This is a genomic window from Paenibacillus sp. 1781tsa1 (assembly GCF_024159265.1).
Taxonomy (GTDB): Bacteria; Bacillota; Bacilli; order Paenibacillales; family Paenibacillaceae; genus Paenibacillus.
In genome coordinates this window covers 3,418,685-3,443,230 of sequence record NZ_JAMYWY010000001.1, presented here as the reverse complement: position 1 = coordinate 3,443,230, position 24,546 = coordinate 3,418,685, and the positions used below count along the sequence as shown (strand labels likewise).

Sequence of the window (24,546 nt, the reverse complement as noted above, 5' to 3'; positions counted from 1 at the left end):
ATATGTTTTTTTCGAATAAAGCAATTGCAGATCTACAGGTTTTGCCCATATGTAAAAATGAGGTTTCTCATATGTATTCTCGTAATTTTTGAAGAGTGGTTGTTTTATATATCGACAGTGATAATGATTATCAATAATGTTATAGTAAGATCTGCAGCGATTTATCTCAACAGGCCGGCAATCATTATTGAAACGAGGTATGGAATGTGAAAGTAGACGTTAATCAGTTAGCAGCGCATTTTGCACACATTTTTGGCAAATGACGCGTCTGTAAAACAGATTGCTGAAACCGTTGGCATTGCTGACCCCTTTTATTTTAGTAGAGTGTTCAAAAAACAAAATGGCGTCTCTCCTACTGCGTATCGTCAGAAGTTCATCAATAATTCAGCCTGATTTCAACAGGCATCCATGTTATGCCTAAATCTAAAGAGGAAACTGTTAAGTTGTTTTCTGTGCTCGAAAGTGAGATGATTATTGATTTTCGTGATGGTCAAGTGAGACTTTCCAAAGATGAGATGTTTATTGTCCCTAAGGGAGTTGAGATTAAGCCTTCCGCCGATAAGGAATGTCACATCATGTTAATGGAGCCTGGAAGCGAAGTTGTCATACCGAACTTATCCCCCATTGCTCCTAATTAAATGTTATCTTTGCCGCCGATCACTCTGATCAGCGGCTCTTTGAGATATTAGATATCTATTCAACGAGGAAGCACTTCAAGCACTTTACCACTTCCATCTTCGATAATACGTATACAGTTGTCATCGATGAGTTCAATGGTACCATCTTCATTTAAAATCTCATGCTGCCCCGTTACCCCGTGAGCAATGGATTTGCGAACCAGACCTTTGTTTTTGAATACCAACGTGTAAAGATCGTAGTCTTCCGTTTCTCGGTTAGTATGTTCTATGATGACAATAAGTAGATTTTGAGGACTCCGCTTGAAATTGATCTTGAGATCATGGGTATTTACATTCATATCCTTTATACCTAATGGAATCAGACTCTTTTTTCCAGTAACTGCATTCGTAATTTCAAGATCACCTTTTGCAGCACGAATCATATAGATGTATCCCATGTTGCTGCCATAAAAAGTATCGGTATAACTACTCAGCCCAGTCACGGTTACCTTGTTCGTCTTCGTATCTTGATGAGTCACTTCCCCGTCCATAGCAGTTGCAAGAAAACTAATGGGCACATAAAGGTTACTAATATACCACACAGGTTCACTGCCCATATCTACTTTTTGACCATCCACTTCGGCAATTTTACTTCCCAAGTGCACTACAATATGCTTCTGACTGTTCTTCAGTACGGCCGTATTATCATCGTCCATCCCCCACGGCAGACCTGCCTTAATACCCAGTGAGAACAAGCTTCCGTAAGTGACTCCATCCTTGTGTAACGTCTCAACATGGTTAATACGGCCGTCTGCCCACTGAATTTCCAAATCAACGTATTTTTTTGCTGCTTCAGATTTTTGAGCCCCCAGTGGTAATAAGACGGACATCACTAATGCAACGACAACTACTTTTTTCAAATACTTCATTTTCACAGCGACTCACCCCATTCATGTGATTTTTAATCTTATAATAGTAACGTTAGATTCCAAATAAAGTTTGACTCCACTCTCATTATCATTCAACGAGTTAACCCGGTTCAACTAGAGTCGGAGATCGGGTTCCAGATAACAAAAAAAGCCGCTAAAATAGCGACTTTTAAGGGGACTCATTTACAACCCGAGATCATCAGCGAGCCCTTCAACACCTGTGAAGATGGAATCTCCGTAGCCCCAGAAGTTGTTGAAATCAATAATGTAGATTTTCTTGTTCTTAACTGCATTAATGTTTTGCACCTGCTTGTTGGCTAGCAGCTTTTTAATCGTTTCTTCTGGATCAATGCCACCAGCATACCTGGAAATAATCAGGGCATCTGGATTAATCTCGATTAGCTTCTCCAGACTAAGTGTGCCGGTTTCATTAATCAGCATATTATGCATATTGATCAATGACATTGCACTTTCAATAAACGTATCTCCGTTTCCGTTGTAGATTCCAATGGTTCCATCACCATTATCTGAAAAAGATGCATAGTTGATCGTTTCAGCGCTAGCTCGGGCCGACAAGGCATTCTCTCGCGCTTTTAGCGTCTCAATATATGCCGCTGCATTCGCTTGTACGTTGAATATCTCACCTAATTCAGTAATATCCTGATACAGGCTATCTAACGATGCATCAGGAACACTGGTGCTTTGTACATACGTTTTGATCCCCATATCATTCAAGCTGCTTACTGTACCAACACCCCAATCCGCATCCTCAAACAATCCACCACGCCCCACAACCAGGTCAGGCGAAGCACCTATGGTCACTTCCTTACCTACATAACCTTCAGACAGCACAGGAATTTGTTTAAACTCATCCGCAATATCTTCAGGTACACTACCAAACAACGCAGCTACACCCACAAGCTTGTCTGTCAAACCAAGGCGAATCATTAGTTCGGCTGCACCTTGGGTATTAGCAACTACTCGTTCAGGTGCCTTGTCAAACGTTTGATCCTTCTTCACCCAGGTGCCGTTCTCTGTTGTATAGTTTGAAACGGTTACCGGGTAAGTTGTTTCAGCAGGTGTTGAAGCGTCTGCGTCGGTTTGTTCCCCGTTTGTTGCTGCATTCGTGGCGCTGCTCTCCGCAGCTTGCTGTGAGCTGCCATTCGTATCTTCGCTGCCGCTATTGTTGCTTGAACACGCTGCGAGCACCAGAATCATTGCAGTAATCAAACATAGAATCATCCCTTTTTTAACGGATACCAACATGTAAATAATCTCTCCCTTTTGAATTCTCTTTTGTCTTTTTGACCAATATGTAAAATCATTATTGTTAGTATATAGTAAATGTCGAAGGTTGTAAATGAGAACAATAATCAATATCATTTACATGATAAATAAAAAGAGCCCCCGTATGGGTGGCCAGTTCGTATCGATCGGCATTTATATCGTTTATTCGAGTAAGTTGTGCATAGCGTTCTGTAGCTTTTAAACGATATATCCCGTAAGGTTAGAAAAACCAAGTTCATGTCCTTTGTTTAGGATCGAACTTGGTTTTTCTTTTACTTAACTATTCATTTCGTGCCTGATTAACCTTGGTGATAAGTTCATGAATAATTTCATCAGGTGAACGTTCATTCATCCATTGTTGACCGAACATTTGGAATACTTTGATCATCGGGAAATCTGCCCAGAATCCCACAAACTCCTCATTAAGATATACCTTGTCTGTAACATGCTCGTTCATTTCATTCAGGCAATGTTCCAATTCCTGTTTTGCTGCCGGATCACTCATCCACTCACTAAGCAGACTGAATTTGTGGAAAGTGATTTCTTCCTTACCAAAGTCACAATGCAGACGTTCCGTAATTCGGAGATCTTTGGACGAGCTGCCAAGTGAAATTTGGAAAAATCCGGTCTCTGCCACCCAACGATTATACTTGGTGTTGTAGTATGAAAAGTCTCTCTCTTCCAGTTCAAAAGTAATCATACGTTGTTCACCCGGCTCCAGTTCAACTTTAGTGAAAGCTTTTAATTCTTTCTCTGGACGGGTCCATGTGCACTCTTCATCGTGAACATACAGTTGAACAACTTCTTTCCCCTTGCGCTTACCGGTATTTTTCAATTGGAAGGACACAGTCACACCGTTATGGGTCTGAGCCACTTCCAGATCCGTATACAAAAACGATGTGTAAGACAATCCGTGTCCAAACGGGAATTGAGGTGCCAGTTCTTTCCGGTCATAATATCGATAACCTACGAAAAGGCCTTCGCGATAATACAGCTTGCCGTTCTCTCCGCGAATTCGCATATGTGAGGGGTTGTCCGACAGTTTAACAGGGAAGGTCTCAGACAACTTGCCCGATGGATTCGTCTGTCCGAATAATACATCTGCAATCACTTTACCCATGCCTTGACCCGACAACCATGAATGAATCACACCAGGAACATGTTGTACCCATGGACGCATCGCCAGTGCGGAACCGCTGCTCGTCACAACGATGCACTTGGGCTGAACCGCCGCTACCGCGAGAATTAATTTTACCTGATGCTCGGGTAGATCAATGCCTTGCAAATCATGCATCTCCGATTCGGCATATTCCGGTTGGCCCACAAACAATACAGCAACATCGGAATTCATGGCTAATGAGACACTTTCCTTAATTAGCTCATCATTGATAGAGTCATCCTCCGGGTACCCTTCTGCATATTTCATGGTCGTGGCATCACCAGCCAGATTCTTTATCTCGTCCCATGGAATATCGACTTTTGTAGGTGTTACCTTCGCGCTGCCCGCTCCCTGAATTCTTGGTTTTTTGGCAAACCGTCCGATCACGGCAATCGACGAAATGGACTCCTTCCCTAGGGGAAGAATCGCGTTCTCATTTTTCAGAAGCACGATACTCTCGGCCGCCGCTTTACGTGCAAGTGCATGATAGTCCGAATCTGGAGATGATTCCAAATCTTTTTTGCCCGTTACCCGCTCAACCAGTTTCAAAATTCGACCCACGCTTTGATCCAACTTTTCTTCGGACAGGCTTCCGTTCTGAACCGCTTCAATGATTGCTTTGGCATTGTAATGAGCGGGACCTGGCATCTCCAGATCAAGCCCGGCCTTCAGACCACGTATGCGGTCATTGACAGCTGTCCAGTCGGATAGGACAACACCTTCATAACCCCACTCTTCTCTCAAAATGTCATGCAGTAAATGTTCGTTCTCACTCGTATAGGTTCCATTCAATAAATTATAGGAACACATGACCGTCCATGGGTCGGATTTCTTAATAATACGTTCAAAGGCGCTCAGGTAAATTTCGCGAAGCGTCCGCTCGTCGATTTCCGAACTGGTCACCATTTTCTCGAATTCCTGGTTGTTGCCTGCAAAGTGTTTGATAGAAGCGCCCACGCCTTCGCTTTGGATTCCGTTTATAAACGCCGCACCAAGTTCCCCCGTCAAGTATGGGTCTTCCGAATAGTATTCGAAGTTTCTTCCGCCAAGCGGCGTTCTTTTCATATTTACACCAGGTCCAAGCAGCAGCTCGACGTCCATCGTTTTCGATTCACGTCCCAGTGCCACACCGACTTCATGCAACAATTCCGTATTCCACGAAGAACCGATGGCTGAACCCGTAGGGTAACAGGTTGCAGGTACATTTTCCGTTGTAATACCCATTTCTTCATCACTGTTCGTTTTACGGATGCCGTTTGTCCCATCATACATATGAACCGGCGGAATGTTTAACCGCTCGATTCCTTTCGTCATCCACATATTCAATCCTGCGCAGAGTGAAGCTTTCTCTGCCAGGGTCAATGCCGACAATAATTCATTGATTGATTTATCCATAGTACTCACCCTTCTGATATTAATTTTCTTCCTGTTCTTTCTTCAGTTCCTGTGCATCATACAGTTTGAAAAACGGAAACCAGACAATAAATACAATCACTAGGACAACAGCCAGCAAGATGAGCCCATTAAATCCGGACATAATGTAGGTGGACAGGCCGATCGGTGTATACCATAGCTGGAAGATCTGGCTTGGAATTCGTACCCAACCCCAGTCGAGAGCCAAGTACACAATGACCGGTGTGATTAGTGCGTTAATCCACATCGGCACCATGAGTAATGGATTAAAGGCAATCGGTGCTCCGTACACGACGGGTTCATTGATGTTGAACAAGGACGGGATAATAGTTGCCTTGCCGACAGATTTCAGCTTTTTCGAACGTGCCATCAGGAACCAAACAACTAACGGCAAGGTCGCTCCCATTCCTCCAATACCCAGCCATCCGGAGAAAAAGGTTTCAAACGTGTTGATATTGACGGGATCTTGTCCCGCTGCGACAAGAGCTGCATTTTCTTCAATTGCAGGTATCCAGATCGCGTACCAGATCGGTGTCATAACCCACGGGCTTACGCCAAAGGAATACAGTACTACGCCGATAAAGTTGAACAATAAAAATCCGGTTAAACTTTGTCCCACGGCATTGATCGGCTCAAAAACGTTCACGATCAGTCCAAAAATATCAAAATGAAGCTGATATACAAGCACCCATCCTGTTGTTAATACCAGGGCGATCGGGACGAGAAAATCGAACCAATCCATAATGAATTCGGGAAGTGAAGATCCCTTTTTGAAGAACGAAAATTTGTTGCACAAGATCATGACAAGAGCAACGAATACACCTACCAGGAGTGCTGTAATCATCCCCGAAGGTCCGAATCGTTCAAGAATGAACTGAATGGTACCGTCTTCGTTTAGAGTTGGGTTAAGCAGCATGACGAACAGAGATATGCCCGTCATTCCCGCAAGCAACTTGATTTTGTGTCGTTCTCTTTTTTCCATCACGACATAAGGTGTCAAAAAAGCAATAAACAACCCCAGCAAACCAAAACTGAATGTCGTGATGGGTGTCAGGTCCGGCATTCCCGGAATGAAATCCTGCAAAATCGAAATCAATGTAATAATTGAACCGATGAAAATCATCGGAATGGCGACCATGATGGCTTCTTGAATCGAAGAAACCCAAATATTGTTCGTAAACGCCTCCAATCTTGGCGCAAACGAATCTGTCATCCATTTCATGAAACGCTTCATCCTAAACTCCCCCTGTCTTCCTCTATGCTGCCACAACCATAGTATATCGATTTATGTTAACGCTTTCTTGTTGGAACTTGCCGCATCATGGATCGTTTTTTGCCCAATCTATCGCTACAGTTCTAGCTTGCCAGCCTGAACAAGAATTAAACAACAAAAAACATCCCTTCAATACTGAAAGGATGTCTTAAAAGCACTTTTTTCTAATATTGTCTGTCCAAAATGAGTAACATCACGCCATGAGGGGGAAGCACCACTTCCTTGCGCCAACATTCATCCCTTACCATCTCTGTCTTCATTATCGGGCCGCTCCTTCCGTTTAAAAAGAAGATTTCTTCTTCCGTCAAGGAATAGGGCGATCCCATGCGGGTCCACTCATCAAATACCGATCCATACTCCCGGTCCAATTGATAACTGGTGCATTTATAAAGTCCCTCGAGATTGCTCAGGGTTAGTTCATAAGCTTTGCTGCCTTTTTCCTCAAATACGTCATAGCGGGTTGAGCTGGATAATTCCGACCAATCTCCACTTGCAAACAGCCGGTCTACATGCACATAGTTATAGAACAAAAACTGCATGCTTCCATCCCTTTTTCGGGTTGCGACATACCCGTCTCCCTTGACGAGCAGCTCATCCCCAAGCTTTTGCATAAGTTCAAATGCATAATAGCTGGGTTTCTTCAGCCCATCGCGGTTAATCAGGCCAAAACCTCCGTAGAAAGGAGAAGCGGGAACGATACTTTCTTCGAATACATCGGTAAAGGACCAGAAAGCCATCGCTTTCACGTCACCGAGCGTGTTCATGGTGTGGTAAATGACAAATGGAGCCATGAACATGGTATCGTGCAGCAAGTTTCGGTCATACAGCGAAAAGTTCCACTCGGTGACATGAAGTTCAACATGAGCGTACGATGACGCATTCATTTTTTGACGCATAAGCTCAATACTCTCTTTATAAAAAGCAGGATGCATGATTTGGGTTAATCGATCATCTTCAACTTTAAGTTTGGGATACTCCGAATAGATGTGGAATGAAAAAAAATCGAGAGCCACTTCCCGCTTGCTGCAATAAGACAAAAATTCCTCAGCCCAGGTATCGTTCCAGAGAGATCCGTAACCCATAGCTGGACCTCCTACCTTCAGTTCCGGCAAAATCGATTTGATGGCATGAACGGTCGATTCGTAAAACGCAAAGTATTCTTCCTTGCTTCCTGCCCAACAAACACCAGCCAGGTCAGGCTCGTTCCATACTTCGAAATACCACCGTCTCACTTCATCTGCCCCATAACGATTTAAACAATGGCGAACGAATTCGCCAACAAGCGCCTGCCACTTGGCAGGGGAGGATGGCGGGCTGATATTCCCCCTCCACCAAAACAGCGTTTCTTTGGATCTCGCCAGCTGGCTCGGCATAAAACTTAATTCCACAAATGGCCGAACGCCCTGATCCAGCAGGAAATCATACAACTTGTCCACGTAAGACCAGTTATAGAGGGGCATGCCCTGCTCGTTCTCGCTGTACACCATCATCTCGTCATTGAAGATGCCGTGAAACCGAATATTTTGAAAAGGTATTTTCCCTTTCAGCGCGGAGAACTGTTTTCGCCAATCTTCACGCAAACCCTCAATGGCTCTCCCTGCCGTCATGGTCATATTCCAGTGCTTTTCATAGACAGACGATGTCTGATCCGCACGAATTTCAATGCTAGTTTGGTCTGACAGATGTGTAGACGGTACAGGGAGCGTGTCATGATCGGCGTCTACCTTAGCATCCAGATATCGATACAGTGAGCCTATCGCATTCAACGTTTCCATCTCGTAATAATCTCCGCTTGAAGATTCCTCATACGTTTTGGGCTTGCGGTTCACATTCAACTGATGGGGTTCCGGTGTACGCGAAGCTTCCCGATAGGAGCCGGGCGTGCAGCCGTACTTTTCCTTGAAGTATTTGTTAAACAGCTTTACATTCGCAAATCCACAATCCAGCGCGATCTCCGAAATATTTTTATCGTTTGCTGCGAGTTGAGCCTGAGCCTTCTCCAAACGAATGAGCGTCAAATACTTTTGGAAAGGTATCCCGATTTTATCGGTAAAGAAGTGGGAGAAATAATGCAGACTTAAATGTTCGGAATCGGCCATATCCTGCAGCGTAATCTTCTCATTGTAGTGTAAATCAATATATGTGAGGACCCTGTTCAGTCTTTTATAGTCATAATCCCTGCTGCCGTTTTCCAATGCGGAATTTGTTCCACTGGAAAAATACCTCTGCAGGCAGCCGCATAACATCTGTAATCTGCCCATAGTGAAATTTTGATAACCCGGTGTTTTTTTGTTGATCTCCCATACCATCTGCGCAAGATATTGTTTAATGCTATGCAGCCAGGAAGCGTCCTGCTCCACATTTAAGGCAGAGTTACAGGAGATAAACGCATTATTGTTCATCAACTCAGGACCGAACTGCAATGTCAATAACACGTTGTCCTGATTGGTTCGTTCGATCTTATGGACTGACATACTGTTAACCACGATTACATCATCTTCATGCAGTGTATATTGCTGCTGGTCCAGATACATGATGATTGAACCATGAAGAACATATACAACTTCCACTTCCTTATGCCAATGGAAATCAATATGCTTCACCGAGTTCACGAAGAGTTTCATAGGCAGATCGTCCTGATGTTGAATAAACTCGTATAGATAGCGAATTGTCCGCACCTTCCTTCATACCGCTTATTATAGGCACAGCATTTTGAAGATATCAACAAGCTGGGCAGTAAGAACAAAAAAGCCGATCCATTAAGTTCAATGGATCGGCTCTTCTTTATAAATGTTCAAATTACCTATTCAACCAGATGCCCTGCTATCTTACCAACCGCGGTTGGACATGCGCTCTTCAGGAGCCAACTTAGAAATTTCGATCCCTTTCATAGGGGCGCCCAAGTTTTTGGATACTTCGGCAATCAGTTTGTAATCCGTGTAGTGTGTTGTAGCTTCAACGATGGCACGAGCGAATTTCTCAGGGTTATCTGATTTGAAAATACCTGATCCTACAAACACACCATCTGCTCCAAGGTGCATCATTAGTGCTGCATCCGCCGGAGTAGCCACTCCGCCTGCTGCAAAGTTAACGACAGGAAGTTTTCCATTTTCATGAATTTCGCGCAGTAATTCATAAGCTACGCCCAGATTTTTGGCTTCAGCGTACAGCTCGTCCTTGGACATGTTTTGCACTTTGCGAAGCTGGCTGTTAATAAGACGCATATGACGAACTGCCTCTACAATGTTGCCCGTTCCAGGCTCGCCTTTTGTACGAATCATCGATGCTCCCTCGCCAATACGGCGAAGAGCCTCTCCCAAATCTTTGGCTCCACATACAAATGGTACAGTGAACTCATGTTTATCAATATGGAACACTTCGTCTGCAGGCGTGAGAACTTCACTTTCATCCAGATAGTCCACACCCAGCGATTCAAGCACTTTGGCTTCTATGTAATGACCGATACGTGCTTTGGCCATAACTGGAATAGATACAACTTTCATAACTTCTTCAACGATCGTTGGATCTGCCATACGAGCTACTCCGCCGGCTGCGCGAATATCAGAAGGTACCCGCTCAAGAGCCATAACTGCTGTTGCACCTGCCGCCTCAGCGATTTTAGCTTGCTCTGCGTTCATAACGTCCATGATGACGCCACCTTTTTGCATCTCAGCCATTCCTCTTTTTACACGATCTGTACCTGTTTGCATAATTGTAGTCCTCCTATTAACTTTTGGGTGATTTTCAATAAAGGCATCGCTCTAAACTATGATTTAGTATAGAATGAGAATGGTCATATAAAAAGATCCAATAATTTTGGTTTTTATTGTACCACTTCAATGATAACTCTGGAGGGCATATGCAATTTCATGTAGCTTACAGTTCATACTTGAACCGAAAATATACCAAGATGAAGGCTCTTTATCATGCGATTCGTGATGCTATTCATGAAGGCAATCTAATATATGGTGAGAAGTTACCCTCGACCAGAGAGTTAGCTGCGACGTATCACATTTCCCGGGGAACCGTGAATCAAGTGTATGATACGTTGACTGCGCAAGGTTACATTCTTTCAGAGCATGGAAGAGGAACCTTTGTCGCGTATCAGTTGGATTTGAACAATGATGCGTCCACTGTAAAAACATGTACCCATCACTTATCAGCCTGGGGGAATCGTATTCAGCAGTTGGGACAGCAGACGATTCAAAGAAATGCACATACCAATGCTCCACCACATGATTCCAGAATTGATTCCGACGAAGTGATCGACTTTAGCAAATACCAACCTGATTTCTCCAAGTTTCCTTATGATGAATGGAATAATCGACTGTATGCAGAGATAAGGCAGCGTGAGCATCACCTGGAAACAACCTCAGCTATGGTGAGTTCAACAGGTGAGCCGAGATTGAGAGAAGCTATTGCTGCCTATCTTCGGAGAATGCGGGGAATTCAAGTCGATCCGGATCATATCGCCGTGACTGCTGGTTCCATGCAAGCCATAGCTCTACTCACTCAGTTACTTGCAGATCCAGGGGATTATGTAGTAACAGAGAGTCCTTGTTATGTCGGGATATCTCAAGCTATTTGGGCTGCGGGTGCAAAGTTGATTGAAGCCAATCTTGATGGCCAGGGAGTTGTACCTCAAGACTGGGAAGCTCGCATGTTGTTTGTCACGCCGTCACGACAGTTTCCTACTGGCGAGATGCTCAGCCTTGAGCGCAGACAAACCTTGCTGGACTGGGCACATCGGCATGATGCCATGATTGTCGAAGATGATTATGATAGTGAATTCCGATATCGCGGAATGCATGTTGAACCGCTAAAAACACTTGATAAAGCAGGTCGTGTTATCTACCTCGGCAGCTTCACAAAAACCTTACCTTTAGAAGTACGACTTGGGTATGTGGTTCTTCCCCCTACCTTGGCAGACACCTTTAGAAAGGCGCAGGCATTATACGAGCCAAGACCCGTCAACCTGATCGAACAACGGGCATTAGCTGCATTTATGACAAGCGGTCAATATGAGCGTCATCTGCGCAGGATGAATCGTCTGTACAGTCGTAAATTCCATCTCTTACTCAAACTGTTGAACCAGCAGCTCTCTACGTGGTTTGATTGGGTAGAGAATGAAGCAGGTCTGCACGTGTTTGGCTGGTGGCGAGGTAATGTGACCTCTTATGAAGCCTTTCGGGCATCGGCTAGGTTACAAGGTGTGGTATACTCAGAAGTCAACAGTTCAACATCTGATGGTACGAAGTATGGGATCTATTTATCTTTTGCACATTTGTCAGATGAACAATTACAGGAAGGCGTATCCAGATTAAAAAATGCCGTGATCACTCCATTGTGAAGTACATCGTCTCCAAAATGCAGTACAAGAAGATCATCATTCGGAAGAGGGGCGATCGTTATGAATTGGTTAAATGAACTCTATAAAGTAAATCAACGGGAACCGCAAAAGGAAATCGAACGTTCTTTGGTTAACGCGATCTTCCGAATATATGACCGGTTCCCCCGAATCGGCCTTAGAGAGCGGATCGGACAGCAAGAAATGTCTCTCGATATCACCGATGCTTATATCCATGGACATCATGCCATGATTGAAGCTGGTGTCGGAATCGGCAAATCTTTTGCGTACCTGATACCAAGTCTGCTCACGAATCAAATGTCTCAGAAACCTGTCATTATAGCTACATCCTCCATTCAGCTTTCGGAACAGATACATAAAGATTTAAGGATCATTGGCAGTCGGTTGGGATTTTCAACGGTTCGCTCCGTCGTGGGGAAAGGCATGGGTCAATATGCTTGCCGAAGCAGGGCAGCGGAATGGATCAGGTCTGATGATCCCAACGCCTCCGTGTCTCCTCTTGCCCAGCGCATATTAGATTATGAGATTGATGAACGAGCTGATATTAAAGCTGGAGTAAGTGATGCCGAATGGTCCCACGTTTCTGTGAATGATTGCAAATTTGAACGTTGCCAGCATAAAAATGCATGTTTGTTTTATGATATGAGAGCAAAATTGAATGCAAAAGCTCACGAGATTGATTTTATTATCGTGAACCAGGATCTGCTCATACGGGATTTGATGAAGAAAAAAGAAGGAACGAAGAGCATCATCTCGGAACAGCCTGCTCTGATCGTCATTGATGAAGCGCATAATCTGGAAGCAAAAGTTCGAGACGCCAGAACTCTGGAGTTCACTTACAAGAGAATCTGCCGCGTTCTGGATACCACGGTGCAGCTGCTCACGAAGCAGTCCGGGGATAAGGGGCTCTTTTCACAATCCAATTTTATTAAAAAATGTGCCCAGCATATATTCAAACAGGTAAATGTGGATCTGCTCCACCATGCCAAGCAGGATAACGACCGAATCAAAGTGTCGGAGATCAAAGGAATAGTGTTGAACCAAGCGTTGGGTCATCTGAAAGATTTCAGTCTACGCCTTTCCATTTTGACCTCCCGCCACGAGCGGGAAATAGATGATGCTTTTGAAGCCATCAACGGGCTCATTACACTCATCCATGTCTTGGCTGAAACAGAAGACAACTATCTCTTATGGGCGAGTAGTCCCCTAGGTGTAGCCACGATCAGCATCTGTCCCAAAGATATAAGCCAATTTCTGAAATACGCTTTATTTAATGACAAGGTGCCTGTAATCCTAACGTCGGCGACGTTGTGCCAAGGCGGAGATACACTAGAGGAACAATACTCATATTTGACACATTCCCTCGGTTACAGAGGGGAGTTCATGGATCGCAAATCCTCCCCTTTTGACTACACCAATCATGCCATGATGTACATCTCGAACAACGTTCCATATTACCACCATGACCAGCGCGAAAACTATATTGAAGCAGCTTATAAGGAATTGGTTCAACTCTGTAATTTAACTCAGGGAAGAACAATCGTCCTTTTTTCAGCAAAAGAAGACATGAAGTACATTCACAAGAAATTGATTTCAAGGGGTAATGAAAATACATGGGCAGTCCATGTTCAAAAAGAGGGATCTTCCCAAGATAGTGTCATCGCCGAATTCAGGAAAAGCAAAGGAGTACTCCTGGGTACCGGTGTATTCTGGGAAGGTGTGAATATCGAGGGCTCTGACCTGTCACAGGTCATTATTTTCCGTCTGCCCTTCCCAGTTCCTTCAGACCCTGTTTATGAATATAAGGCATCCGTAACGGAGAATCCATTTATGGATGTGTTTGTACCGGATATGCTTCTCCGATTACGTCAAGGAACGGGACGTTTAATACGTAGTGAAACTGACCTTGGTATACTCAGCATACTTGATTCCCGTCTCAGCGCAGCGGCAAAAAAGACTTACCGGGAACAAGTGCTGGAGACCTTGCCGTTCAAAAAAGTGACGGAGGATTTTGAGGTATTGGAGAAGTTTGTCCAAAATAAAGGGATACGACATGCGGATTAGAAGTGGTACAACCAAATGATACAAAACAGCTCAAAACACATGAGAAGGCCCTTCCGCTCATAAAGCGGAGGGCTAATTTCATGCTGTAAGATATATGCTAGAATATTATTCATAGATTTGAATTCCAAAGGAGGCATTACCATGGTTGAAAGACCAACTACAGAGGAGTATGCAGCTTATTATGAAGGGTACATCCAGCTTGTTCCTGATGGGAACATCATCGAAAGGCTGGAGCAGCAGGCCAACATCGTACAAAATTTGCTCTCTTCATTAACAGAGGAGCAAGCCAATTATCGTTATGCCGAAGGTAAATGGAGCGTGAAAGAGGTCATGGGCCATCTTTTGGATAACGAACGCATTATGAGCAGCCGATTGCTTCGTATCGCCAGAGGCGACAAAACGAATCATCCCGGTTACGATCAAGACGTACTTATGCAGAGCGCCCCCTTCAATGCATATACCATGGCTGATATAAATGAAGAATATGCCGTCACACGCCGCTCTACCATTCTTATGCTTCGTCACCTCACACCGGAAGCTTGGCTCTGTAGAGGAATCGTCAATGATAATCCTGCTTCAGCTCGATCGATAGCATATGTTATGGCTGGACATGAGCTCCACCATTTATCCGTACTTCGCGATCGCTATTCAATCGATTTGAAATTATAAAATTCATGCAAGAAGACTTTGAACCTACATTTTCGTAGTATCAAAGTCTTTTCTCATCAGTCGTTTTATCGTTCAAATTATCGTTCAAAATGAATCAGATGTGCTTCCTCTCGCAAAGATAACGTGGCATAATCCTTTAGAATGGGAATGTCCCCATTGAACTCAATGGGCAGTACCACATAGCTGGACTGAAAGTAGTCCGATCCGTTCCAGCGATCCGCAAAGTACAGGTACTCCTGCTCGGATCGCTTCAGTACAAACGCTGGCTGGGTTCGATACGTCGTTTCATCCCCAAAATCGCTGAGCATTCCCCATGGACCATCCATCGTATTAGCTATCGCGTACTTCCCTTGATTGGGTTCCCAACCGGTGCAAAATGAACTCATCATATAATACTTCCCGTTCCGCTTGAAGACAGCCGGTGCCTCCCGATATTCCCCCTGCCACAACTTTCCGACAAGACGTTCCACATTAAGATAATCTTCCTGTAGTCGATAGATATGAAGGTCCGCATTGTCTCTTGCAGCCGAAATAAAATATGCCGTTCCGTCATCGTCCTGAAAGAGTGTGCAGTCACGCGACATATACCCATAGGGATTAAAGCTTCCATGATAAACAAAATGGCTATCCGGATAATCCGAGGTGGCGATGGCGCATGCAGCATCGTTATAATTATCTCCATTCTCATAGTGAACCCAAAGTACGAACTTCTTGGTCACCGCGTTGAACAGCACTTTAGGCCGTTCGAGATTTACCTTTCCGCCTTTGTCACTCATTAAATTCAGATTCGTACGAACTCGAATGGATGCCACTGGAGTAGAGATCGTAATGATATGGTTCCTAAACTCCCAGTTGAATAGATCCTTGGAACGATAACAACTAACATATATATCCTCTCTTCGATCTTCGCCATACCAGTAATAATAATCGTCATGGAATAACATATGTCCACCATGGGCGTGGATCGGCTGACCGCTTGTATCATTCCAGGTGCCACCATTGGTTAATTGATTATTCACACCGTTACCTCTCTTCTTTTAAGAACATCGTTAATTGGTGTCCGATCCAAATACCTTCACTTCCCACAGCCTTGGGGTGTACCAGTTGTTAGGGTTGTTATGGAGCGTCGCATTTAACATATTAATCCGTACGTACCTGGCGGTAGTGTTCGATAGAGCATCTGAGGTGAAACCATAAGATGTATTATTGGTTCGATCCAACGCCACGGCCCAGTTTACATTATCCACGCTGGTCTCTATTTTATATTTGTAAAATCCTTCAGAGCCTTTTTGCATCCACCAAGAGATCTGCACATTACTCAATTGTTGAACGGAGCCAAGATCGACCTTCCACCAATGTGGCCAGGAACTGCCTGTGGCCACCCATTCGGTTTGATAGTTACCATCATTAGCATAACTTGCCGGGTTCGTTCCGGTAGCCGTTTGCGCTGTTGCCGGTTTACCTTGTGACAGGAGTTTTCCATTTTGAACTGGAACTAGAGTGTCATCGCTTGTGTTGTACAGAACTTGATCAAAATAATCATAAAATGCATAACCATCGGAGAACCACACGGGAAGCAATCGTTCCTCTGTTGTTCCATTTTGCGTACCTGCCCAGCCGAACATCCAGCGATACGCAACCATAACTACGTTGTTGCCCGTATCTGGCTTCACCCGCATAACGGAACCAGATTGCGCCGAGAAGGTCGACGTGTTGCCAATCGTCCGTAATTCAGACCAATCTCCGTCTATGCTTGTTGATGATGAATATAAAGGTATGCTCGGATACCAACCTGCTGCTTGGGAAGAGAACAAATAATAAATGCCATCCTTTTTGATCAGCTTGGGCAGTTCCCTGTGTTGATTTTCATATATAACAGAAACTTGATAATCCACATCCAGCCAATCAGAGGTTAACTTATACAGAATCGTGTCCGAATTATTATTGGCGGTAGAGATCAGATAAGCTGAGTCATCGTCATCTTTGAAAATGGAGATATCTCTGGACTCGTTCCCTTCGGGTCGAAAGCTTTTGTGAAATGTAAAGTCTTCTCCAGGCGTGGCTGAAGCCACAGATACCCTGGCAAGTGTGTAGTCTGTGCTGTTTTCATAGTGAGCCCAAAAAACAAACTTATTCGTGGGCGCATGGTATAGAATATTAATCCCTTCAAATTTGGAATTCGCCAGATCGGGGTGATCCGTGTAGGAAAGCACCACTTTGTCGTTACCGTATGTGATGTCATCCGTTGACGTCTGTTGAATCATTTCGCCAAAACCGCCTGATGACTTTTGTACAAAGTTAAACCTATAGTAGGTATCCCCCACTTTAAGTTCATTCGGGAGCATCAGAGTGGATTGCGTTGTGTTATCAAAAGTTGTGAGGTTTTCTGGAAGACTGTAAGGGATGTATTCTGGCGAGATCGCAGAGGTTAACAAGGAAGTCCCGCCATATGCCTTCACTTGATATTTATACGTGTTACCCAAGTTGAGCTCGTAATCATCCGTCGTTATACCGGTTAAGGTCTGTAATAATGTATAAGGTGCATTGTTCTCGGATCTGTACAATTCGTATGCAGTCGCTCCCTGGACAGGTGCCCAATGGATTTTGGCATTGGATACTTCGGATTCATTTTTCAACACAAACAGCGTTGCAGCAATCTTGGTCTCTTCACTAGCAGCGTGAACAGTTTGAACGGAGGACGTTAAATGAACTGTTAACAGCATCAATGCAATGACGATAGCCATCCACGATTTACCTTTGATCATGTCTCATCATCTCCTTTTTTTAGGAAACCAACTCCCTGTTGCCGGAAGGCTGGTCCAGGTGAAACTAGACTTTATTTCAAATTCATCAGTGTCATTACATCGGTCTCGCTGGCTTGGTTGTACCAATCATTCACTTCTTCGATAACGGTGTCTCCGCCTTTTTCGTGCCACTGTTTAACAAAGGTATCAAATGCCTCAAGCGGCTCATTGCCATATATGATTTTGGTGAAAGTTTCTTGTTCCATGGTGGTCAACTGTTCCCACACATTTTGCATCGTTGGTGTTGGTGGACCATTAAACTCATTTGGTAATAAAACATCCCTGTTCTCATACGAAATCCGGTATCCGTCCTGGGTCGTTTGGTCCTTTGAAGCACTTTGAATGAGGACACCCGTGTCGGCTTTAACTCCGTTCGCCAGATCGTAGTACGATTGGCCGGGACCATCAACACTCGGTGTATTTTTGGTAAATGCCATTTTCCCAACGCCTTGTATAGCCTCTAATGGCTTATTAAATTTTGTTGGATCAAAAGTGACTTCATCGTTGACGATATCGTAATCGTATCCCTGAGCGTAGCCGTATTTAAAATCACCCGTGCTGAACGCCGCGTCGTACATTTTATCGTAGTATAGGAAGAAGGCTTCCATGTTCTGAAAGTCCTTGTTAAACATGAACACACCATCGTTCAATTGGGCTGACTGATAGGTCTTATCACCGTTCACACCTTGAATGGTCGGATAAGCACTGATTTTTGCACCCTCTACATTTTTCTCTACGTCCTTCACACTGTCGTAAAGCCAAGGACGACCAATGATGATGCCAGCTTTCCCCTCCGTAAAATCGGACAGTGCGTCCCAGGCCCCTTGGGTAGCCAATTCTTTGTTCAAAAATCCTTTTGCGTACCAATCGCGTAACTTGGCAAGTGCCTCTTTGTTGCCAGCAGCCACAGATCCATAGGTGAGTTTGCCGTTATTGTTATGCCATTGCCTTGGAAGATGTTTACCCGTGTATGCGCTGAAAATCATGACCGGATCGCTGACCCAGCCCGTGTTGTAGGAATCTTTACCCGAAAATGTAAAGCCGTATGTGTCTTTCTTGCCGTTCCCATCCGGGTCCTCATTGCTGAACGCCGCGATGACTTGTTCAAACTCCTCAATCGTTGTTGGCGCTTTCAAATTCAACTGGTCCAGCCAGTCCTGGCGGATCAACATGACTTCGCCTTCCGTCAGATTGGGCGCGATGGCCATCCCGTACACCTTACCATCCCTAACCACTGGATTGAAGGTGGTCGGGTATTGTTTGTATATTTCTTTAAGCCGATCAGGCATGTATGTCGAGATGTCTTCTGTAATTTCCTTGACCTGCCCCGACTCGATCAGATCATTGACCAGCATGGTATCATAGACGGGTAGAACGTCTGGCAGTTTTTCCGAACCCGTCAACGCCAGCCGCAGCTTGGTATTATACTGGGAAGCATCCCCGCCCAGCAGGGTGGTTTGGATCTTGATGCCCAGATTTTGTTCGCCCCAACGGGTCAACACATTGTCATTCAACGTCTCACCGTTGATGTACTTTCCGGCGTTTTCATCCTGTTGTTTGGCGATGGTGATCGTAAATGGCGGATCATATTTACCGTCCTTCAGCACCGATGCCGGTGCGGTCTCGGAAGCACTCTCCCCTTTGCTACAGCCAGCCATAAGAACAGCCGACAGCATAACCATACTTACCATTTTCCATAAATCATTTCTATTCTTCATGGATTCATGTCCCCTTTACTCTAACTATTCTTTGACAGCTCCCAGTACAATCCCCTTCACGAAATAACGCTGCAAAAAAGGATAAACCAAAATGATCGGGAGCGTGCTGACAAAAATTTGAGCTGCCTTGATACTTTGCTCCGACATGGCTGCCACCTCGGACTGGCTCATCGCCATGTTCTGCATGTTGCTCTGCACGACAACGGTCTGCAGGAACGAAGCCAGCGGATACTTGCTCGCATCCGACATGTACAAAATCCCGTCAAACCAGGAGTTCCAGTGACCCACCATAATGAACAAGGATACGGTCGCTATGCCAGGAAGGGATAATGGTAAATATATTTTGCTGAGGATGACGAAGAAGGACGCTCCATCAATGAATGCCGCCTCTTCCAAGGCTTTGGGAATCGTTTTGAAAAAATTGACGAGAAGAATCAGGTTATAAGCACCGAAAGCACCTGGCAGCACAAGAGCCCATATCGTGTCTTTTAATCCAAGGGCTGTGATCAATATGTAAGAAGGTATCAAGCCCCCCGAGAAGAGCATGGTAAAGATAAAAAACCACATGAGCACGTTGCGTCCTCGAAATTCTTTGGACAGGGCATATCCTGCGCAGGTAAGGATAAACATGCTGATGGTCGTACCCAACACGGTTCGAGTAATGGATGTCAGCATGGCACCGTTGAAATTGGAATTGTTGAACGTTTTTACATAGGCATCCACGTTGAATCCGACCGGCCAAAATGACACCATATTCCCACTAATGGCCGCTTTGCTGCTGAGCGATTGTGCCAATAGATGAAGCAGTGGTAGAAAACACGCCAGACCAGCCAGTATCATGAACGCGTAATTAAAATAGGAGAATACTCTATAGCCTGTCGTCTTATGGTACATGATCCCTCTCCCTCCTTGTTAGAATATTTTGTAATTGGCATATTTATAGGCCAGCCTGTAGGAGACAACGATCAAAATCAAGCTGATTCCCGATTTGAACAGTCCGACAGCGGTCCCGAACCCGTATTGCCCGTTTAACAAGGATGAACGGTAGACATAGGTATCAATGATATCTCCTGTACTGTAGACAAGCGGGTTGTACAGATTGAATACTTGATCAAAGCCTGCGTCCAGAATATTGCCTAGACTCAGCGTAGAAATGACGATGATCATGGGCAACATGCTTGGTAAAGTGACGTATCGAATTTGCTGCCGGCGTGTGGCCCCATCAATCTCTGCCGCTTCGTAATAAGAAGGATTGATCCCGGCAATGGTAGCCAAATAAACAATCATGCCGAAGCCAAAGCTCTTCCACACGTCGCTGATGACAACTGTGAATCGAAACAGATCAGGATCACCCAAGAAGTAAATGGGATCGTTTCCGAAAATTCGGGTCAAGATGTGATTGATTCCTCCGTCTAATCCGAGAATGTCGATCATCAATCCTGCCACAGTAACCCAGGACAAGAAATGCGGCAGATACACCAGTGTCTGTACACTTTTCTTAATGCCCATATTTCGGATCTCACTCAGCAGAATAGCCATGACGATCGGAACGATAATACCGACAATAATTTTGGAAACGGCGATAATCAGCGTATTCACGATCGCTTGTGTGGCTTCTTTGTACTGGAAAATTCGTTCAAAATTATCTAATCCGATCCACCGGGAACCTCCGATGCCAAGCCATGGTTTGTAGTCCTGAAATGCCATGAGCAAACCTACCATCGGGCCATAAGAAAAGATGCAGACAAACACAAAAGCGGGAATACACAGTACGTACAAAGGCCAGCTTTTCTTAAGTTCTTTTTTTAATGAAGATCGCTGGGGAATCTTTGTTTTTGTTTTTTTCGGGGATCTGGCGGGCACAGTTTCGTTAATGTTGCATACCTCCTCTATGATGGCTTTTTCGAAAGCGATCCTTGAAGATAAGCTTAACAAAAGCGCTTTCATTCCAAAATGCCAAAATTTCAAGATCATCACCCCGACCTGAAGCAATTTAAAACCGCTTTCATATATCGCGGATGCTGCCCTTCCGCTTTTCAAAGGTTTGGCTTATATTAAGGTTAATCCGATCTGGAGTTTGAACTGCTACGTTTGGTGATATGAAAGGAACCACATATGATCAGAAAAATGTATATGAAACGATTCATCTATTTCTTTGTTTTTTTTCTGTTGCTAACGTTGAGTTTGTTTTTCGTAATGAATCGATTGAGTTCCAAGACACTGGAAGAAAATCTGATAGGCGCTTCCAAAAACCAGCTTGATTATGTGAAAGGCATTCTTGACGGAGTTATGTACGAGGCAAATATGTATGGGGTTCAGTATGCAGCTGACAGTGATGTCCGGTTTTATCAGAGGCATGTTATCGAGCTGAGCAATTACGATTCCCAAATGAAGAAAAACGATATCGTTGATCGCTTGCGGCAAACGCTTCTATCCAGTCGCTCCATCGAGTCCATTGGCATCTACTGGAAGTCTGAAGAAACGTTTCTGTCCACGAACAATACGCCGGAGGCAAGGCTTCCATTTAAGGAGGTTCATCAACGAGGATGGCAAATCATCGGCAATAGCTTGTATTACTTTGCCCTCTATCCTTACATCCAAAAATCCGGACAAAATGAACCGACTCAGTACGTCGTTGGTGTAAAGCTGAATACCGATTATTTGAAAAATCTGCTGAAAAAGGCTGTAAACAATGACAGCTCAAACGCACTATTTCTGTTTAACGCTGATCAGTTATGGAGTGAAAAAGAAGTTGATAATGAACTTTTGAAAGCGGTTACTGATATGGTTTCTCCACAGCCGGAGGTCACTTTAAAATATGATTATCACACCAATTCGGACGATTACTATGTTCTTTCACGATACATTGAATCAATCGACGCCTACCTGATTACATATACACAGACGAATGATTTCCTGCAACCGCTTGATCGCAATCGCAGAGTTTTCTTTGCCAGTATTTTAGCCGTTTTTACGCTTGGTTTGGTTGTGATCTTTACGTTTTACCGGAACTATTACCGTAATATTCGTTTGTTGGAGCGAAAGTTTTCACAGGTTGAACAAGGCAATCACAACACACGTATTACCGAAAATACGGATAGAGAGTTTTACAGCCTGTTTAGAAGTTTTAATCATATGGTTACCGAGATCCAGGATCTGTTCGTATCCTTGAAGACCGAAACGGAACTCAGACGAAGTGCGGAACTTCAACAACTCCAGGCTCAGATCAATCCTCATTTTTTGTACAACAGTTTGTTTTTCATCATGTCGGTGGCCCAGTTTTCACCTGATTCGGTCATGCGCATGAGCAAACATCTAGCTGAATATTATCGTTATCTAACCAAGTTGGATCGGCATGAAGTCACGCTGGAAAGCGAGCTTCAGTTTGCGGAACATTTCCTGATTATTATGGCGCTCAGTAAAAAAATGGAGTACAGCATTAATCTTCCGCCAGAGCTGGCCTCCCTTTCCCTCATGCCGCTGATTATCCAGCCCGTGGTTGAAAATGCGATTCAACATGGAATTGAAGCACAACAAGGTGCCCATCGGGTGAAAATTGCTGTAAAACAGACAGAGGCTGCGATCACGATCAAGGTCTCCGATGATGGGAAAGGTCTTTCGCTGGATGATCTCCGCAGCCTGGAGGCTCGGCTTGAGAGTGATACCCCGCCTGAAGGAATTAAAGGCGTAGGGCTCTGGAATGTAAATCGACGTCTGAAAAATACGTACGGCGAACTCAGCGGGTTACATTTTACTACTAATGATTGGGGCGGCTTGTCCGTCCTGCTGCTCATCAGCATTCCCGAGGTGAAAGGAGATAACTAATGCGATTATTAATTGTGGATGACGGACATTATGTCGTTGAGTATATGAAGCACTTACTCGATTGGAACACCTTTGGCATAGATCAGATCGAGACGATGACCAATTCGATTGAAGCAAGGGACATACTGACTCTAAACCACATCGATATTCTGATTACTGACATCCGAATGCCTGAAGTCTCTGGTATTGATCTGCTTCAACATATCCACCAACATGGCTTGTCAACCAAAGTTATCATCCTCTCCGGTTACTCCGAGTTTGAATATGCGCAACAAGGGATTCGCCTGGGTGCACTCGACTACCTGCTCAAACCTGTCGACAAAGATGATGTGGAGAAAGCCATGTCCAAGGCCATCACGCATATTACTAAGACACGGCCCGCTCAATCTATCGCATGGGAGAACTTCAATGGATTGGAGTTCCTGCTATCGCTGCTTGGTCATAACGAGACATTAAATAAGGAGTATGAGGCTTATACAAAATTTTTAGGGGGACGCCACTTTTGCTTTCTCAATCTGGAGGGTTTCACACAAGAACATGAGAGCGTTATAAAATATGTTGTCGGAGACAAATTGGATCGTCTCGTATGGGCTGCTGGAACCCGACTGATTGCTTTTATACCGGAAGAGTCTGCTGGAGAACTGACTATCAAACTGGAGCAATCGGTCGTCTCTCCTCCATTTTTGTTGACTGATCGAAACATGACCCGACAGATATTCTACAGGTTCTTCCTGAATGAGGCTGTACACTCAGAAGACTTCACTGGCATATTCAGCCATTCCCCATCATGCGGCGATTGGGAGTCTGCCGGAAATATCCTAAAAAAATATGATCAAATCTGTCTCCAAAAGCAAAAAATAATATTTCTCATGGAAACCATTCGATATGTATATCTGACGGATAAGGATCGTGATACCTCTGAGACCGTGGATTGGATATTCAACCAGTTACGGCATCCTGATGAACTATCGTCAACTCTCATGAATCGGGTCAGTCGAATCCGAAACAACAAACAGATGTCCATTCAAACCATCATCGACAAAGTGCAAACGTATATCGAAGACCATCTGTCACATGGACTTAGCCTGGATGAACTGGGCAAAGTTGCACATCTCCATCCGGTCTACTTTTCCAAACTGTTTAAACAGGAGACGGGCGAAAATGTGTCAAACTACATTTCAAGGAAGAGGCTGGAGAAAGCTTCTCAACTGCTTCAAGATTCGGAACTCCGTGTCCACGATATCGCGCAAATGGTCGGTTACAAAAAAAATCAATATTTTATCCAGTTGTTCAAAGTGGAATACGGAGTTACGCCCTACCAGTACCGCAGAAATATGATCCATCAATGACTCCGTATGATAAGTTACATAATGATATGTGCAATGCAGTACCGAAAAAGCCCAACATCCTACTCTTGTAC

At 44.3% G+C, this 24,546-nt stretch carries 17 protein-coding genes and 1 pseudogene; 7 read left to right on the top strand and 11 right to left on the bottom strand.

All coding sequences use genetic code 11. The features are described 5' to 3' along the window. Positions 1–258 precede the first annotated feature (258 nt). A pseudogene (locus NKT06_RS15265) lies at positions 259–393 on the top strand (helix-turn-helix domain-containing protein); the annotation flags it as partial. A 20-nt stretch (positions 394–413) separates the two neighbouring features. Then, the gene (locus tag NKT06_RS15260; protein WP_253435930.1) at positions 414–638 is read left to right on the top strand and encodes a cupin domain-containing protein; all 225 of its coding nucleotides are present in this window, start codon (positions 414–416) and stop codon (positions 636–638) included. A 59-nt stretch (positions 639–697) separates the two neighbouring features. Here NKT06_RS15260 and NKT06_RS15255 read toward each other — a convergent pair whose 3' ends face one another. The 6 genes from NKT06_RS15255 to pdxS form a co-directional block, all read right to left on the bottom strand. Then, positions 698–1,546 carry a stalk domain-containing protein gene (locus tag NKT06_RS15255; protein WP_253442585.1) on the bottom strand — a complete coding sequence of 283 codons (849 nt, stop codon included), beginning with the start codon at positions 1,544–1,546 and terminating at the stop codon, positions 698–700. A gap of 183 nt (positions 1,547–1,729) precedes the next feature. Next, on the bottom strand, positions 1,730–2,812 hold the full coding sequence (locus NKT06_RS15250) for an ABC transporter substrate-binding protein (RefSeq protein ID WP_253435927.1): 1,083 nt from the start codon (positions 2,810–2,812) through the stop codon (positions 1,730–1,732). Positions 2,813–3,113: 301 nt separating this feature from the next. After that, positions 3,114–5,387 carry a beta-glucosidase gene (locus NKT06_RS15245; protein ID WP_253435922.1) on the bottom strand — a complete coding sequence of 758 codons (2,274 nt, stop codon included), beginning with the start codon at positions 5,385–5,387 and terminating at the stop codon, positions 3,114–3,116. Between the two features lie 19 nt (positions 5,388–5,406). After that, positions 5,407–6,639, bottom strand: a complete 1,233-nt coding sequence (locus tag NKT06_RS15240; protein WP_253435918.1) for a PTS sugar transporter subunit IIC — start codon at positions 6,637–6,639, stop codon at positions 5,407–5,409. Positions 6,640–6,842: 203 nt separating this feature from the next. Beyond that, the gene (locus tag NKT06_RS15235) at positions 6,843–9,302 is read right to left on the bottom strand and encodes a GH39 family glycosyl hydrolase (RefSeq protein WP_253435915.1); all 2,460 of its coding nucleotides are present in this window, start codon (positions 9,300–9,302) and stop codon (positions 6,843–6,845) included. Positions 9,303–9,506: 204 nt separating this feature from the next. Next, a complete protein-coding gene (gene pdxS / locus NKT06_RS15230; protein ID WP_253442583.1) occupies positions 9,507–10,391 on the bottom strand; it encodes a pyridoxal 5'-phosphate synthase lyase subunit PdxS in 885 nt (294 codons plus the stop codon). A gap of 146 nt (positions 10,392–10,537) precedes the next feature. Between pdxS and pdxR the strand changes: the two genes are divergently transcribed. The 3 genes from pdxR to NKT06_RS15215 all read left to right on the top strand — a co-directional run bounded on the left by pdxR (position 10,538) and on the right by NKT06_RS15215 (position 14,779). Further along, on the top strand, positions 10,538–12,028 hold the full coding sequence (gene pdxR / locus NKT06_RS15225; RefSeq protein WP_253435912.1) for a MocR-like pyridoxine biosynthesis transcription factor PdxR: 1,491 nt from the start codon (positions 10,538–10,540) through the stop codon (positions 12,026–12,028). A 60-nt stretch (positions 12,029–12,088) separates the two neighbouring features. Continuing rightward, positions 12,089–14,110, top strand: coding sequence for an ATP-dependent DNA helicase (locus NKT06_RS15220; RefSeq protein ID WP_253435909.1), 2,022 nt, complete (start codon positions 12,089–12,091; stop codon positions 14,108–14,110). A 141-nt stretch (positions 14,111–14,251) separates the two neighbouring features. Then, entirely contained in the window at positions 14,252–14,779 is a 528-nt protein-coding gene (locus NKT06_RS15215; protein ID WP_253435906.1) for a DinB family protein, read from the top strand. Positions 14,780–14,856: 77 nt separating this feature from the next. On the opposite strand, the gene NKT06_RS15210 is transcribed toward NKT06_RS15215, so the two are convergent. The 5 genes from NKT06_RS15210 to NKT06_RS15190 form a co-directional block, all read right to left on the bottom strand. After that, complete coding sequence (locus NKT06_RS15210) at positions 14,857–15,798, bottom strand: family 43 glycosylhydrolase (RefSeq protein WP_253435903.1); 942 nt, start codon at positions 15,796–15,798, stop codon at positions 14,857–14,859. A 30-nt stretch (positions 15,799–15,828) separates the two neighbouring features. After that, a complete protein-coding gene (locus tag NKT06_RS15205; protein WP_253435899.1) occupies positions 15,829–17,544 on the bottom strand; it encodes a discoidin domain-containing protein in 1,716 nt (571 codons plus the stop codon). A 71-nt stretch (positions 17,545–17,615) separates the two neighbouring features. Continuing rightward, positions 17,616–19,301 carry a type 2 periplasmic-binding domain-containing protein gene (locus NKT06_RS15200; protein ID WP_253435894.1) on the bottom strand — a complete coding sequence of 562 codons (1,686 nt, stop codon included), beginning with the start codon at positions 19,299–19,301 and terminating at the stop codon, positions 17,616–17,618. A gap of 24 nt (positions 19,302–19,325) precedes the next feature. Then, entirely contained in the window at positions 19,326–20,195 is an 870-nt protein-coding gene (locus NKT06_RS15195) for a carbohydrate ABC transporter permease (RefSeq protein ID WP_017688372.1), read from the bottom strand. A gap of 18 nt (positions 20,196–20,213) precedes the next feature. Continuing rightward, the gene (locus tag NKT06_RS15190) at positions 20,214–21,008 is read right to left on the bottom strand and encodes an ABC transporter permease (RefSeq protein ID WP_253435891.1); all 795 of its coding nucleotides are present in this window, start codon (positions 21,006–21,008) and stop codon (positions 20,214–20,216) included. Between the two features lie 408 nt (positions 21,009–21,416). Between NKT06_RS15190 and NKT06_RS15185 the strand changes: the two genes are divergently transcribed. Together NKT06_RS15185 and NKT06_RS15180 are read left to right on the top strand one after the other, a co-directional pair. After that, positions 21,417–23,126 (top strand): sensor histidine kinase, encoded by a 1,710-nt coding sequence (locus NKT06_RS15185; RefSeq protein WP_253435888.1) that lies wholly within the window; start codon positions 21,417–21,419, stop codon positions 23,124–23,126. After that, positions 23,126–24,475 carry a response regulator transcription factor gene (locus NKT06_RS15180; protein WP_253435884.1) on the top strand — a complete coding sequence of 450 codons (1,350 nt, stop codon included), beginning with the start codon at positions 23,126–23,128 and terminating at the stop codon, positions 24,473–24,475. Before NKT06_RS15185 ends, NKT06_RS15180 begins: the two co-directional genes overlap by 1 nt. The last annotated feature ends 71 nt before the right edge of the window (positions 24,476–24,546 follow it).

What these genes read in the sequence shown, in the direction of transcription:
- NKT06_RS15220 (WP_253435909.1), top strand. Translation starts at nt 12,089, where the DNA reads ATGAATTGGTTAAATGAACTCTATAAAGTAAATCAACGGGAACCGCAA.
- NKT06_RS15180 (WP_253435884.1), top strand. Translation starts at nt 23,126, where the DNA reads ATGCGATTATTAATTGTGGATGACGGACATTATGTCGTTGAGTATATG.
- NKT06_RS15255 (WP_253442585.1), bottom strand. Translation starts at nt 1,546, where the DNA reads ATGAAGTATTTGAAAAAAGTAGTTGTCGTTGCATTAGTGATGTCCGTC.
- NKT06_RS15195 (WP_017688372.1), bottom strand. Translation starts at nt 20,195, where the DNA reads ATGTACCATAAGACGACAGGCTATAGAGTATTCTCCTATTTTAATTAC.
- NKT06_RS15240 (WP_253435918.1), bottom strand. Translation starts at nt 6,639, where the DNA reads ATGAAGCGTTTCATGAAATGGATGACAGATTCGTTTGCGCCAAGATTG.
- NKT06_RS15205 (WP_253435899.1), bottom strand. Translation starts at nt 17,544, where the DNA reads ATGATCAAAGGTAAATCGTGGATGGCTATCGTCATTGCATTGATGCTG.
- NKT06_RS15185 (WP_253435888.1), top strand. Translation starts at nt 21,417, where the DNA reads ATGATCAGAAAAATGTATATGAAACGATTCATCTATTTCTTTGTTTTT.
- NKT06_RS15260 (WP_253435930.1), top strand. Translation starts at nt 414, where the DNA reads ATGCCTAAATCTAAAGAGGAAACTGTTAAGTTGTTTTCTGTGCTCGAA.
- pdxR (WP_253435912.1), top strand. Translation starts at nt 10,538, where the DNA reads ATGCAATTTCATGTAGCTTACAGTTCATACTTGAACCGAAAATATACC.
- NKT06_RS15190 (WP_253435891.1), bottom strand. Translation starts at nt 21,008, where the DNA reads ATGGCATTTCAGGACTACAAACCATGGCTTGGCATCGGAGGTTCCCGG.
- NKT06_RS15215 (WP_253435906.1), top strand. Translation starts at nt 14,252, where the DNA reads ATGGTTGAAAGACCAACTACAGAGGAGTATGCAGCTTATTATGAAGGG.
- NKT06_RS15250 (WP_253435927.1), bottom strand. Translation starts at nt 2,812, where the DNA reads ATGTTGGTATCCGTTAAAAAAGGGATGATTCTATGTTTGATTACTGCA.
- NKT06_RS15235 (WP_253435915.1), bottom strand. Translation starts at nt 9,302, where the DNA reads ATGAAACTCTTCGTGAACTCGGTGAAGCATATTGATTTCCATTGGCAT.
- NKT06_RS15200 (WP_253435894.1), bottom strand. Translation starts at nt 19,301, where the DNA reads ATGAAGAATAGAAATGATTTATGGAAAATGGTAAGTATGGTTATGCTG.
- NKT06_RS15245 (WP_253435922.1), bottom strand. Translation starts at nt 5,387, where the DNA reads ATGGATAAATCAATCAATGAATTATTGTCGGCATTGACCCTGGCAGAG.